The sequence below is a fragment of the Myxococcus sp. CA005 genome (assembly GCF_006518205.1).
In the GTDB taxonomy this organism is placed as follows: domain Bacteria; phylum Myxococcota; class Myxococcia; order Myxococcales; family Myxococcaceae; genus Myxococcus; species Myxococcus xanthus.
In genome coordinates, this window is record NZ_SRLV01000022.1 from 18,994 (window position 1) to 31,929 (window position 12,936).

The window sequence follows — 12,936 nt, forward strand, 5'->3', positions numbered from 1 at the left end:
GTTGCCGCTGGCCCGTGCCGTTACGAACGTAGGGTGGCGGAGGGCATCCATCATGGCTCAGCGCGACAAGCAGCAACAGCCGGGCATCCAGCCACCCGAGGATTACTACGGCCGTACGGAGGAACCGCGGCAACACGCTCCGGAGACAGAAGAGAGCGAAGAGAAGCGCGACCTGGCGGACGCCGCCGAGTCGCCGGAAGTCACGCATCGCATGCGCACCATCGACCCGACGGAGCGCACGCCCGGCGCCATCCTGGATGAGATTGGGGACGGGGATGGTCCGCGCAGCGACGCCGGCACCAACCCATTGCCCGACACCTACTGGAGCGCCTACCCCTACGGCGAACCCCAGAGAGAGTGAGCCCTCACTCCGTCCAATGCATGTCAGCCCCCCTCTGTACTGTGTGCTCATTCGCCAGCACCCAGGGGGAGCGATTCCATGGCGGAAATCCGTGAACTGCCGCGTGTGTCCGTGAACAAGTTGGGCGAGTACCTCGTCGCCACGCCCGCGCGTCGCAAGCGCATCATCCACGACCAGAAGCACCCGCCGGAGCAGCAGTATCTGCGCTACCCGGAGGCGTCGCATGCGATTACGGACTTCCTCTGCCGGGGCATGGACCTGTCCATCCTCCGTGAGCACCAGCGCCGCTTCGCGTGCAGCGTGCCCCAGTCGGAGTTCGAGGCGCAGCGGCTGCAACTGTGCTCGGAGGCGCTCGAGCGCTTCGCGGACCTGGTGCCCTGGCTGGATTTGGAGGAGACGCTCATCAGCGCGGTGGGCGCGGAGCCTCCCGTGCTGGAGGTGGCGGGCGTCACCATCAGCGTGCGGCCGGAGGTCGTGCTCCAGCGCATGGACAGACATGGCAACGCGCGCGTGGGCCTGATGAAGCTGTACTTCTCCAAGCACCAGCCGCTGGATGAGCGCTCAGGGCAGTACATCGGCACGCTGCTCCAGCGCTTCACCGAGCAGCACCTGTGCCCGCTGGGCCCGTGTGACCACCGCCTCATCCAGGTGGTGGACGTCTTCGCGGGGACGGTCTTCACCGCGCCGCGGGCGCACATCCGGCGGCTGAGCGACGTGGTGCTCGCCTGCGAGGAAATCGCGGAGCGCTGGTCCGTCCACTGACGCGGCGAGCCATGGGCTCGGGTGCAGTGCTCAACGAAGCAACCGCCTGGGGCAATGCGGTGGTGGACACGTCGAAGGACTTCATCGAAATCGATGGTCCTGCTTCGCGCCACCCGATTCCCCAGGGAGTTCCATGAGCACCGAGCACGCCGCCCCCGCCCTCTCCACGCGCGACTTCATCGACCTGGAGGAGCGGTATGGAGCGCACAACTACCATCCGCTGGACCTCGTCATCGAACGGGGCGAGGGCTGCTGGGTTCATGACGTGGAGGGCCGCAAGTACCTGGACTGCCTGAGCGCGTACTCGGCGGTGAACCAGGGGCACTGTCACCCGCGCATCCTGGAGACGCTGCGCGAGCAGGCCGCGAAGGTGACGCTGACGTCACGGGCCTTCCGCAATGACCAGCTTCCCCACCTCTACAAGGCGCTGCGCGAGCTGTCTGGATTGAGCCGCGCGCTGCCGATGAACTCCGGCGCGGAGGCGTGCGAGACGGCCATCAAGCTGGCGCGCAAGTGGGGCTACACCGTCAAGGGCATCCCCGAGGACAAGGCGGAGGTCATCGTCTTCGCGAACAACTTCCACGGGCGCACCATCAGCCTCATCAGCTTCTCCACCGTGCGGAGCTACCGGCAGGGCTTCGGCCCCTTCACCCCCGGCTTCACCGTGGTGCCCTACGACGACGTGGAGGCGGTGCGGCGCGCCATCACCCCCAACACCTGCGCCATCCTGATGGAGCCCATCCAGGCGGAGGCCGGCGTGCTGATTCCGCGCGACGGCTACCTGAAGCAGGTGGCCGAGCTCTGCAAGCAGCACCGCGTGCTGTTCATGGTGGATGAAATCCAGACGGGCCTGGGGCGCACCGGGAAGACGTTTGCCTTCCAGCACGAGGACGTGCGGCCGGACGTCATCGTGGTGGGCAAGGCGCTGTCGGGCGGCTTCTACCCGGTGTCCGCCGTCATGGCGGATGACGAGGTCATGGGCGTGCTCCGTCCCGGCGAGCACGGCAGCACCTACGGCGGCAATCCACTGGGCTGCGCCGTGGCGCGCACCGCCCTGGACGTGCTGCGCGACGAGCGCCTGGTGGAGCGCTCCGCCGAGATGGGCACGTCGTTCCTGGCCATGCTGAAGACGCTGAAGAACCGCCACATCGTGGAGGTGCGCGGACGGGGGCTGATGATTGGCGTGGCGCTGGACATCTCCGCGCGGCCCGCCTGCGAGGCGTTGATGAAGGAAGGCGTGCTCTGCAAGGAGACGCACGACTCCGTCATCCGCCTCACGCCGCCGCTCATCGTCACCCAGGCCGAGCTGGACTGGGCCTTCGAGCGAATCAAGAAGGTCATCGAGGCGCTGTAGTCCCAGCGCCACCCGGGCGCGCGAGCGGCCGCGTGCCTGGGACGGCCGCACCGGGGCCTCGGTTGCCCTGGCGTTTCGCCTTCCACACCGTGTTGGGAACAGCGCGCGGCCTGGGGCGCTGCGACAGGACGGTGGCCGGTGCTCGAAGCCCTCTGGGACAGGCGTGCGCTGCTCGTATCGGGCAAGGGCGGCGTGGGGAAGACGACGCTGGCGGCGGCGCTGGCCGTGGCCGCCGCGCGCGCGGGACGCACCGTGCTGCTGGCGGAGCTGGCGCCGGAGGAGGACGGGCCTTCGCCCCTGGCGGCGCGCGTTGGGGCGCGCCAGGCGGGGCCTCAGGTGACGCGGGTGCGTCCCGGGCTCCACTTCGTGCGCCTCTCCGCAGCGGAAGGGCACCGGCACTTCCTGGAGCGTGCCCTGCCCGCGCGCTGGCTGGCCGACGCCGCGCTGCGCACCCGCGCCCTGCGCCGCTTCCTGGAAGCAGGGCCCGCGCTCCGGGAGATGGGGCTGATGTACCAGTTGCTGGCCCTGCTCCGGCGCACGCGGCCGGATGGACGCTTCGTCCATCCGCTGACCGTCGTCGACCTGCCCGCCACGGGACACGCGCTGGCGCTGGCCGCCTTGCCCCAGCGCGTGCTGTCCCTGATGCCCGGAGGGCCCATCGGACGCGACGTGCGGGAGGGGCTCGACTTCCTCCAGGATGCGGCGCGCACCGCGATGGTCCTCGCCAGCCTGCCGGAGCCGCTGCCCGTCAGCGAGGCGCTCACCGTGGCCGCCGAGCTGCGCCGGCTGGAGCTGCCGCTGTCCGCGGCCGTCCTCAACCGGATGCCGGAGGACCCCTTCACGCCCGAGTCCCGCGCCGCCCTGCACCGGATGCTCGCCGCGCACGGACCGCACCAGGGGTGGCGTGAGCTGGAGCGGCTGGAGCGGGCCCGGGCCGCCTCCGTCCGGCTGTCACGCGCGCTGCGCGCGCCGCTGCTCACCCTGCCGGAGCTCCACGCCACGGGCCCCGCGCTGGTCGAGGCGCTGGCGGAGGGCTTCGCACCTCATCCGGAGCACGCGCCCTGGCAGGAGGCCCTGCCGTGAGCCACGGACCGCATGGCGGTGGGCCCCGGCGCGTGTCACAGGGGCGCACGCCGTGAGCGCGGGCGACCTGCGCCGGTTGCTGCGTGACAAGCGCATCGTCGTCCTGTGTGGCGCGGGCGGCGTGGGCAAGACGACGACGGCGGCGGCCCTGGGCGTGGCCGCCGCGCGCGCGGGACGGCGGGTGCTGGTGCTCACCATCGACCCGGCGCGCAGGCTCGCGGAGACCATGGGGCTCCAAGAGAGCGGTCCCGAACCCACGTCGATTCCCTCCGAGCGCCTCTTCGCCGACGGCCCCTGGGGCACGGGCCTCCTCGACGTGTGGATGCTGGACCCACGCGCCATCTTCGAGCGCATGGTGCACCAGTTGGCGCCCACACCCGAGGCGGCGCGAGCGATTGTCGACCACCGCCTCTACCGCTTCCTGTCGGAGCTGGTGGCGGGCGTACAGGAGTACGCCGCCGCCGAGGCCCTGGACGCCTTCCTCACGGACGGCCGTTACGAGCTCATCCTGCTGGACACGCCCCCCAGCCGGCACGCGCTGGACTTCCTGGACGCGCCTGGCCGGCTGGCGCGCTTCCTGGACGAACGCATCGTGTCGCTGTTCGGCCCGGAGAAGCGGGCGCGCGGCGGGCGGCTGTGGCACGGCGCGCAGGCGGTGGTGGACCGCGTCCTGGCGGGCATCTTCGGCGCGGGCTTCACCCAGGAGATGCGCGGCTTCATCGGTGCCTTCGGCGGCCTCTTCTCCGGCATGCGGCTGCACACGGAGCGGCTGCACCAGCGGTTGGCGTCGCCGGACGCGGCCTTCCTGCTGGTGACGTCCCCCGAACCCGCCTCCCTGCGCGAGGCCACCTGGTTCCGCGAGACGCTGGCCGCGCGGGGCCTGCCCTTCGCGGGCTACGTGCTGAACCGGAGCTGGGCCCATGACGACGTGCTCGCGGCGCCGGAGGCACTGCTGGAGCACACGGGAGGCGACCGTCACGCGGAGCAGGCGGTGGCGGCGCTGTCCCGCCTGGCCTCGGTGGAGCAGGCGCGGGCCCAGGCCCACCGCGACGTGCTCGACCGCCTCACCCGGCACCTTCCCTCGGGGACGCTCGCGGTGGCCGCGCCGGACGCGGGCGCGGAGCTGGAGGAATTCAGCGGCCTGGTGCGCCTGGGTGACGCGCTGGCCGCGGGGTGAGGAACGCCAGGGAGGGACAGGCACCCACTCGCCTGGACGCCCGCACCTTGGAGGCTCGCGGCCTCACCACCAGCGTTGCAGTTTGAACCCGACATCGCCCGAGGAGCGTCATGGCCCACAGAAGCATGGACAACGGCAGGGACGAAACCCACCGCGAGGCGGACGTGGCGCCTCCAGGCTCGCGTGAGCGCGCCGAGTCCGACCTCACCGGCTGGAACCCCGCCCGCGACGAGGAGGCCTCCATCCGCCAGGGCCGCTACCACCGCGCGGCGACGATGCGCATGGCCCAGCCGCGCACCCAGGTGGACGACGAGCCCGGCGAGGACGTGTACGGCGCGCCCCCGGAGGACAGCGGCCCCTACGGCCGGGACGACCGGGACAGCCACTACGCCACTGGCCGGGGCCCTCGGCACGACACCGGCGAACAGGACGTCGAGCTCTCTCGCCAACGCGCCGACTACCGACCCTGGGACCGCTCCGGCTACGGCGGCGAGCCCTCCCGCCCCCAACCGCCACAGGGGGAGTCCTACCGCGACGTACGCTTCCACGGCCGTGAACGCGGCGCCCATGGCGAAGAGCGCCATGGAGATGCGCGCCCACGCTACCGGATGGACCGGAGCGCCTCCCTCGGCCCGGGCCGCGACGAGGCGAGCACCCACCGCTGGGCTGGGACAGGCGCGCCTTCGTCCACCGGCGCACGGCGTGACGGAGCGAGCACCCCAATCTACACCGCCGTCGCGGGCCGCTCCGAGACGAGCACCTCCCGCCGGGACGACCGCGCCCGCAATGGCCGCTGGCGTCACGAGGCCCTGCTGGCCCGCGAGGTGATGACGCGCAACGTGCGCACAGCGCGCCCGGAGAGTCCGCTGCGGGACATCGCGCGAATCATGAAGGACGAGTCCTGCGGCGTCGTCCCCATCGTGGACGAGCGGGACCGGCTGGTGGGCATCGTCACCGACCGGGACCTGGTGGTCCGCGCCTTCACCGGGGGCCGCTCGCCGGAACAACTCCGCGCGTCCGATGTGATGACGGATGACGTGGAGGCCGTCACGCCGGACGACACGCTCCATGACGTCATCGGGCTGATGGGACGCCGTCAACTGCGCCGCATCCCCGTGGTGGAGCGTGACGACGGCATCGTGGGCATCATCTCCCTGGGCGACATCGCCTTGCGCGCCGACCACGACGAGGAGCTGCAACAAGCCCTGGAGCGCATCTCCTCCAAGCGCTCCTTCTGGAGCCGGCTCGGCTGAGCGATGCCGCGCTCCCTTCGGGTGCGGGCGGGCCCTGTGTCAGGCCCACCCGCGCCCGGCGCATGGCTCACGCCACGCCGGTCAGCACCACGGAGTCGCCCGTCTCAGACACCGTGAACTTCTTGAGGGGGCGGGTGGCCGGGCCCTGCGTCACCGCGCCGTCGCGCGTGAAGATGGATGCGTGGCAGGCGCAGAACAGGTCCGCCTCCTGCTCCCGGTAGTTCACCTCGCAGAAAGCGTGGGTGCACACGGAGTCCACCGCCGACAGCGCGCCGTCCTGCAAGCGGAACACGAAGATGCGCTTGCCGTACCCGGACGGCACCCCCGTCACCGAGCCGCCCACGTCACGCAGCTGGGGAAACTGGCTGAGCGGGAACACCACCTGCCCGTTCACCGCGGCCGGGAAGTCGCTCTGGCCCGCGCGCAGGTTGATGCGCAGCACGCCCGTGTTCGGGTTGTACTCCGCCGCGAACGTCTGCAGCGGCACGGTGGCCGGCCGCTGGAGCACCGCGCCATCCGTGGCGCTGAAGCGCGACAGGTGGCAGGGGCAGATGACGTCCTTGCCGTCGAAGCCCAGCGGGCACCCCACGTGGGTGCACAACGACGACAGCACGGAGAAGTCGTTCGGCGCGCCGTCGTCCTTGGAGTGCACCACCAGCAGCGGCACCTGCTCACCCGAAACGCGGACCGTCAACGCGCCGCCCACGGGCTCCAAATCCGGATAGCGCGACACCAGGATGTCCACGGTCCCCTGCTCGCTGGCCGTGACGTCCGTCACCGGAGCGGGGTTGATGTCCGGCGCGCAGCCCGGCAGCGTCGTCGCCGCCGCGCTCGCCGCGCCTGTTCCCAGAATGCCCTTGAGGAATCCTCGTCGCGTCGAACTCACGTACCCTCCACCTCGAATACCAGCTTGGGCTCCAGCACCAGGACGTCGTCCACCTTCACCATCAACAGCGACGGGCGGTTGACGTTGTAGGCATCCAGGCTGATGTCGAAGCTACCCTCGGCCACCGCCTGCTTCTCCGACTTGAACAGCACCGTCATCGGAATCTCCACGGTCTTCTTCACGCCGTGGAACGTCAGCTGGCCCTTCACCTTCACCGGCACCTTCGCCGGGAAGCTGGTGGGCGGCTTCACGCCGGTGGCCACGCCCTTGAAGTCGATGATGGGAAACCTGGCCGCGTCCGTCGTCTCCAGCATGTGCGCGTCGCGGTTGGCGTTGCCCGAATCGAAGTCCTTCACGTTGGCGCGCACCGCCACCTGGAGCGTTCCGTCCGGCAGCAGGCGGGCCTTGCCGTCGCTGGGCTGCGCCTTGCCCACCACCTCATGCAGCTTGTGCTTGAGCTTGTAGGTGAGCGAACTGGCGTCCTTCTTGACGCTATACGTGCGGGCCTGCGACTGCGCGACTGCGGGCAGCGCGAGCACCAGGGTGGCGATCAGGGCGATTCGTCGAGCAATCACGTCAACCTCCAGGGAACCACTACGAAAGGCATGCGCTTCAGAAGAACAGTGTGAAGACGCCGGCCGACACCGCGCCCAACGTCACGTAGCCGGAGATCTGGTGCGCGGTGGCCATGTCCGTCTCGGACAGCCGGCCAAAACGGTCCGTGGCCATGATGCCGAGGACGATCTGCGCCACCATGCCGACGGTGGCGAGCGCCATGAACATCTTGTGGACGGTGATGGTGTCCCACTGGAACTCCTTCTCGAAGGGTTCCGGCGCCAGCACCCCCAGCAGCCCCACGGTGGCGAACAGCGCCGACGTGCCGATGGCGAGCCCCCGGTGCAGGCCCAGCAGGTTGCGGTCATCACCGCCGCCGCGGAACGAGTCGTTGAACTGGAGCTGGCCCACCACCGTGGTGCCGACCAGACCGGCGGCCATCGCGAAGCCCAGGCCCTGGTGCAGCTTGAGCATCGTGCGGCGCCGGCCAATGCGCCTCTCCAGGTCCGGGTCCACCTGCGCGGCGGCCGCGGCTTCGGCGGGCTCCAGCAGGTCGAAGTCCAGCGAGTCGCCCCCTTCCGCCGGGGCCTCCCCGGACTTCTTCTGGACGGTGGGCGCGTCGTCCGTCGCAGACAGGGGCTTGGCGGGCTCCACCTGCATCATGGGCTGGGCCTGAAGCTCCGGGGCGTTCACGCCCCTCGAATCCACGGCCGGCGTGGCCTTCTTGCCCTTCTTCGCGGGCTTGCGCTTCGACGTGGCCTTGACCGGCTTCGCGGCCTTCGTCTTCGTGGCCTTCGTCTTCGAGGAGGACTTCACCGCCCGGGTCTTTTTCGCGGACTCGGTCTGGCGCTGCTGGGCCCAGGCGGTGTGGGGGGCGGCAATCAACGACAGGACGACGAAGAAGGCAGCAAAGCGGGTCATCAGGCTTTTCCGTGTAGACGCAAAGCAAACTGCCGGGTCAGGACCGGTCATCCGAGCTCGTGTCCTCCGCCACACCATCACCAACCCACCTTCTCCGAGGACGGAGCAAACGCTATCGCGTCCGGGCTTTCCGGAAAACGCACCGCGTCGAACGGTACCGCCCAAAAATCGGCGGACCGGCATCATTTTCCGCGGCCCCCTGTCCGGACAGCGTCGGCAGTCCGGGGACGCGGCGGCTGACGGTAGCGTCCGCACTTGGGAATCGGGAGGTGTCTGAAGGTCACGGCTCAGTGTCGAGCACCGGCCAGGGGTGAAGGGCACGTCCGGGCTGGCGAGCCCGGCGGCTCACTTCACAGGAAACAACCTGACGCCCCGAGGCGGGGCGGCCTCACGCCTCACGCGGGGGTGGTGGCGGGGACTTCCGAGCGCGGCGCGTTGCCGGAGGTCAGCTCCAGGCCGAGCGCGTGCGGATCAAAGTACGCGTAGAAGCGGCGGATCCGGTCGCCATCCCACTCGATGATGGACACGCCTTCATAGGCCACCGCCGCGCCGTTGTGGGCGGTGCCCTGCGTCTCCCATTCGAGCGCGACGCGGGAGCCCGCCTCAATCATGTTGCGGAAGGTGGACTCCACGCGTTGGAGGGTGCCCTTGTATTCACGCCAGAACCGCCGGGCGCCCTCCTGGCCGGAGAAGACCTGCGGCGAGGCCACGTTGCTCACCTGTGCGTCGTCACTGAAGAGGGAGACGAGGGCCTCCAGGTCCCCCTCCTTCTCCAGCTTCGCCAGTGCATCCACGAACCGCTGCGCTCGCTCCGTCGCCATGCGCTGCCTCGCTCCTCGTGAAAGAGTCACCCAGGGGAAGGGTGCGCACGCTTCGAGGACATGTCCCTCCGAAGGGCCCGGCCCCTCGCCCTCCGGACGGTCGCGCGGGGGACTCGCCGCAGAGCCCGGTGGTAGACTCACGTCTCCGCGGCCATGACCTCCACGCATACCCGCCCCGCCGAGCCGACGAGCGATTCCCTTGTGGAATCCCTGGCGCCGCTTCCCGCCCCCCCTTCGCTGGCCGCGCTGCGGGACGCCCTGAGTTCGCCCGGCGTCATCCCCTCGGAGGTGGACGCGCTCATCGCGGCGATTGCCCAGCGTCCCGCTGGAGACCCGGAGGCCCTGCGCGAGCGAACGGACTACCTGCTGTCCCTGATGACGCTGCCGGGGGATGCCAGTGTCCTGACGGGGAGCGCCGGCATCACGGTGCGCACCGCGGCGGTGGAGGCCCTGCTGGAGTTGGGCTACCCGTATGCGCTGGAGGTCCCCCCGGACGCCCTGGAGCGGGCCCGGCGTGAGCAGAGGCTGCCGACGACGGCGGCCCCCACGTCCCGCCTCCTCCGCTCGCCCATCCTGGCGACAACCGCCACGCTCCTCTGCCTGGCGTTGCAGCTCATCCTGATGGCCCTCCCGGATGTCCGCACGCTCGACGATGTGGGTGCGTTGCTGACGCCCTACCTACTGCCCGTCATCGCGCCCGCGCTACTGGCCATCCTCGGAACCTGGACGAAGACGCGCCCGCTCCAGTACCTCGGAAGCCTGGGCCTGGGGATCCAGGGCCTGTTCTGGTTCGGCGGCGTCTTCATGCTGACGCGGATGGCGTCGAAAGTGCCGTGGCTGTGGGTGGCCGCGCCCTGGTACCTCCCCTTCATCGCCTGCTACCTGGTGTGGCCTCGCCCCCTGCCGCCCCCCGAGGCGGATTCCTGATCCTCAGCGCGGCAAGGCCCGGGTCCACGCATCCCGATTCCACCCCTCCTTCGCATAGGCCGCTCGTGTGGACTCCGGCAGCGCATCCCAGGCCGTGCGGGATGCCAGCTCGGCGGGCGGCTGGAAGACGTTCCGATGCCCTGGGCCGAAGGATTGCTGGGCCCGCTCCGCCGTCAGGCCCTTCATGGAGAAGCCCGCCTCCGCGCTGGCCTGGCTCCCATCCGCCTTGAGCTTCGCTGACACGCCGCCCCCGAGCTCCGCTTTCTTCGCGTTGAGTGTCGCGTGCACCTGGAACAGCGAGCCGACACCCACCGCGACCCGCTGCTCGCCGTCCGATGCCAGACTGAGCTCCACGAGTCCCAGGTTCACCTTGACCTTCCTCTCCGTCTCGCCGGAGCTGTCGTGTGACAGCTCGACGCCCACGGGGCCCGCGCGCGCGGAGACGCCCACGTCTCCCTTCAGTTCCCCGTGTCCCCGGGTGTCGAGCGCCGCCTTCGCGCTCCACTGGGCGCTCTCGCTGCTGACACCCACCTTGCCGTGAAGCTGCACCGTGCCCCCGGCGCGCTCCCCAGAGAGCTCCCGCTGCCGGGCGCTGACGTGTTGCACCGTCAGGTTGAGCGTCTTCGGCTGGCCGATGCCCGCCTTCCAGGCCGCCTCGTAGTCCCGCCGCGACGGGTCCTTCCACTCGAGGCCCAGGAGGGATTCGGACAGGTGCGCGGCGCGTGGCGGTCCCAGCGCACCCAGTTCCTGGAGGCTCTGGGCCCCATCCACCGCGCGGGCATACCGGCCGAGGTATTCGGTGTGCGCCCGGTAGAAGCCCGCGCCCACGTCGATGGCGTGTGCATTCACCGCGTCACGCATCGCCCCCGGCAGCCGCCGGTCATTGACGAAGACGTCCGGCACCGCCGGGTAGCCCAGGGGGCCCACCGGGCCCGACTCCCCGCTGCGCCGATGGAGCGCGCCCTTCGACTCCGCCTGCTCCAGGAACGCGAGCCGCGAGCCCGCGTCCTGCGCCTTCACGTATGCGCCCAGCAGGCCGTCTTGCTGCAAGCGCTCCAGCGCGGCCCGGTACGTGCCCGCCGGGAGACTTCCCAGCGCGGTGTGCACCGCCCGCACGTCGTCGGCACCGACGGTCCAGTTCTCCAGGCTCCGCGTCAGGCGCGCGCGGATGCCTTCGAGCACGTCCGTGGGCGCCTCCTTCGAGCCCTCCGGGCGCGACCAGCCTCCCAGCACGACCATCTCCCCTGCGGACCGGGCGGGGCCCGCCCCAGCAGGCGTGGGTCCATGAGACGAGGGCTCCGGCGTCTTGGCGGCGGATCCATCGAAGGCGCGCACCTCGTTACGCTGAGGGGACGCCTGCGCGCGGGGCTCCGCGGCGCGCGATGGAGACGGGGGCGCCGCTCCGGCCTCCGCGGGGGTGTCGATGGTGGACAACGAGGAACTGCCGGACGAATCGATACGAGGCATGGGACGCGCTCCGTGTGGGAACGGCCTGTCCAATGCAGCCGGCACACCAGGGGGTCTCCCGGGGCCACGCGCGTTCGGCGGTCGCCCCGGATGGACGTGGCATCTCCCCGGCGGGATGGGGCTCGCCCGAAACGCGACGGGGACCGGGGCCTCCCTGGCCACGGTCCCCGCTTCACCGCACCGCGCGTTGGGAGCGCGGGCTCAGAAGACGTTCTGCGCGCGGCGGTAGTACATCTCGCGGTCCGCCATGCCGTTGTAGCCACCGTTGATGCGGCGGGTGACCTCGCGGAAGTTGCCCGCGTCCGCGTAGGTGTTGAGGTTGCGCGACGACCAGTACCAGCCGGCGATGCGGAACGCGACGTCCGGGTCCTTGGCGCGCTGGGGGTTGCCCTCCAGGTCGATGCCCAGCGCCTGGCCCGCGGCGCGGTAGTTGGCGCGGCCCGTCAACTGGATGGGGCCACGGCCCTTGTAGCGGACGCCGTCGCCCGGCTGGGTGTTGCCCAGATCCCTGCGGCCCTCGTAGGCGGCGCCGGAGGCAATCTCCTCCATGTAGCGGAGCTGGCCGCTCTCGTGCGCGAGCTGCGCCAGGAAGGCCGCCTTGCGCATGGGCGTGGTGATGTTCGCCTCCGCCATGGCCCGGTTCAGGTGGGGCAGGTACTGCTCCGCCTTCGCCTGGGACAGGTTGGGCATCACCGCCCGGAGCTGCTGCACCGTCACGCCGGCGGATCCACCGGTCGGCGGCTTCGGGCCACCCACGCCCCCCACCGGCGGCTGGTTCGGCGCCGGCCGGGTGGGCGACGCACCGCCCCCACCCGGAATCGTGAGCCGCTGACCCGCGTAGATGAGGTTGGGGTTGGAGATGTTGTTGGCCTGGGCCAGCGCGCCCACCGACGTGCCGTACCGGCCCGCGATGCCGCTGAGCGTGTCGCCCGGCTTCACGGTGTACGAACCGCCACCCGAGGAAGGCGCCGCGCCGCCCGCGCCCGGAATCGTGAGCCGCTGGCCCGCGTAGATGCGGTCCGGGTTGGAGATGTTGTTGGCCTTGGCCAGCGCGCCCACCGACGTGCCGTGCCGACCCGCGATGCCGCTGAGCGTGTCGCCCGACTTCACGGTGTACGAACCGCCACCCGAAGCACGAGGCGCGTCGAAGCCGTCCGGGATGCGGAGCTGCTGCCCCGCGTAGATGAGATCCGGGTTGGAGATGCCGTTGCTCTTCGCGAGCGACGACACCGAGGTGTTGAAGCGCTGGGCCAGCGCGCTGAGGGTATCGCCACGGCGAACGGAGTAGATCGTCACGGGGGGCAGACTCCTGAAAACAGAGAGGCGACGTACCCACATTTTCGTAACGACTGAGAGGATGTTTCCCCGC

Annotated in this window: 14 protein-coding genes; 8 read left to right on the plus strand and 6 right to left on the minus strand. The window is 70.6% G+C overall.

Annotated elements, in window-relative coordinates; translation table 11 throughout:
* The first annotated feature begins 52 nt into the window (after positions 1–52).
* The 7 genes from FMQ63_RS12260 (at position 53) to FMQ63_RS12285 (ending at position 5,990) form a co-directional block, all read left to right on the plus strand.
* Entirely contained in the window at positions 53–361 is a 309-nt protein-coding gene (locus tag FMQ63_RS12260) for a hypothetical protein (protein ID WP_043613160.1), read from the plus strand.
* 78 nt (positions 362–439) lie between these two features.
* The gene (locus tag FMQ63_RS12265; RefSeq protein ID WP_011557287.1) at positions 440–1,123 is read left to right on the plus strand and encodes a hypothetical protein; all 684 of its coding nucleotides are present in this window, start codon (positions 440–442) and stop codon (positions 1,121–1,123) included.
* Between the two features lie 11 nt (positions 1,124–1,134).
* Complete coding sequence (locus tag FMQ63_RS38370) at positions 1,135–1,260, plus strand: hypothetical protein (RefSeq protein WP_011557288.1); 126 nt, start codon at positions 1,135–1,137, stop codon at positions 1,258–1,260.
* Positions 1,257–2,477: an ornithine--oxo-acid transaminase gene (gene rocD / locus FMQ63_RS12270; protein ID WP_011557289.1), complete on the plus strand. Its 1,221-nt coding sequence runs from the start codon at positions 1,257–1,259 to the stop codon at positions 2,475–2,477. Before FMQ63_RS38370 ends, rocD begins: the two co-directional genes overlap by 4 nt.
* A gap of 138 nt (positions 2,478–2,615) precedes the next feature.
* Positions 2,616–3,560, plus strand: coding sequence for an ArsA-related P-loop ATPase (locus FMQ63_RS12275; protein WP_011557290.1), 945 nt, complete (start codon positions 2,616–2,618; stop codon positions 3,558–3,560).
* 52 nt (positions 3,561–3,612) lie between these two features.
* Positions 3,613–4,737, plus strand: coding sequence for an ArsA-related P-loop ATPase (locus FMQ63_RS12280; protein WP_011557291.1), 1,125 nt, complete (start codon positions 3,613–3,615; stop codon positions 4,735–4,737).
* Between the two features lie 110 nt (positions 4,738–4,847).
* The gene (locus tag FMQ63_RS12285) at positions 4,848–5,990 is read left to right on the plus strand and encodes a CBS domain-containing protein (protein WP_011557292.1); all 1,143 of its coding nucleotides are present in this window, start codon (positions 4,848–4,850) and stop codon (positions 5,988–5,990) included.
* Between the two features lie 67 nt (positions 5,991–6,057).
* Here FMQ63_RS12285 and FMQ63_RS12290 read toward each other — a convergent pair whose 3' ends face one another.
* The 4 genes from FMQ63_RS12290 to FMQ63_RS12305 all read right to left on the minus strand — a co-directional run bounded on the left by FMQ63_RS12290 (position 6,058) and on the right by FMQ63_RS12305 (position 9,173).
* Positions 6,058–6,876 (minus strand): ubiquinol-cytochrome c reductase iron-sulfur subunit, encoded by an 819-nt coding sequence (locus FMQ63_RS12290; RefSeq protein WP_011557293.1) that lies wholly within the window; start codon positions 6,874–6,876, stop codon positions 6,058–6,060.
* Entirely contained in the window at positions 6,873–7,451 is a 579-nt protein-coding gene (locus FMQ63_RS12295; RefSeq protein ID WP_011557294.1) for a YceI family protein, read from the minus strand. Before FMQ63_RS12295 ends, FMQ63_RS12290 begins: the two co-directional genes overlap by 4 nt.
* Positions 7,452–7,488: 37 nt before the next feature.
* The gene (locus FMQ63_RS12300) at positions 7,489–8,352 is read right to left on the minus strand and encodes a hypothetical protein (RefSeq protein WP_020478867.1); all 864 of its coding nucleotides are present in this window, start codon (positions 8,350–8,352) and stop codon (positions 7,489–7,491) included.
* Positions 8,353–8,747: 395 nt separating this feature from the next.
* On the minus strand, positions 8,748–9,173 hold the full coding sequence (locus FMQ63_RS12305; RefSeq protein ID WP_026114270.1) for a nuclear transport factor 2 family protein: 426 nt from the start codon (positions 9,171–9,173) through the stop codon (positions 8,748–8,750).
* Positions 9,174–9,326: 153 nt separating this feature from the next.
* On the opposite strand from FMQ63_RS12305, the gene FMQ63_RS12310 reads away from it, so the two are divergent.
* Positions 9,327–10,100, plus strand: a complete 774-nt coding sequence (locus FMQ63_RS12310; protein ID WP_011557297.1) for a hypothetical protein — start codon at positions 9,327–9,329, stop codon at positions 10,098–10,100.
* 3 nt (positions 10,101–10,103) lie between these two features.
* Here the strand turns inward: FMQ63_RS12310 and FMQ63_RS12315 are convergent, their stop codons facing one another.
* Both FMQ63_RS12315 and FMQ63_RS12320 read right to left on the minus strand, forming a co-directional pair.
* A complete protein-coding gene (locus tag FMQ63_RS12315; RefSeq protein ID WP_225909656.1) occupies positions 10,104–11,567 on the minus strand; it encodes a hypothetical protein in 1,464 nt (487 codons plus the stop codon).
* A 201-nt stretch (positions 11,568–11,768) separates the two neighbouring features.
* Complete coding sequence (locus tag FMQ63_RS12320; protein WP_011557299.1) at positions 11,769–12,863, minus strand: LysM peptidoglycan-binding domain-containing protein; 1,095 nt, start codon at positions 12,861–12,863, stop codon at positions 11,769–11,771.
* Between the last annotated feature and the right edge of the window lie 73 nt (positions 12,864–12,936).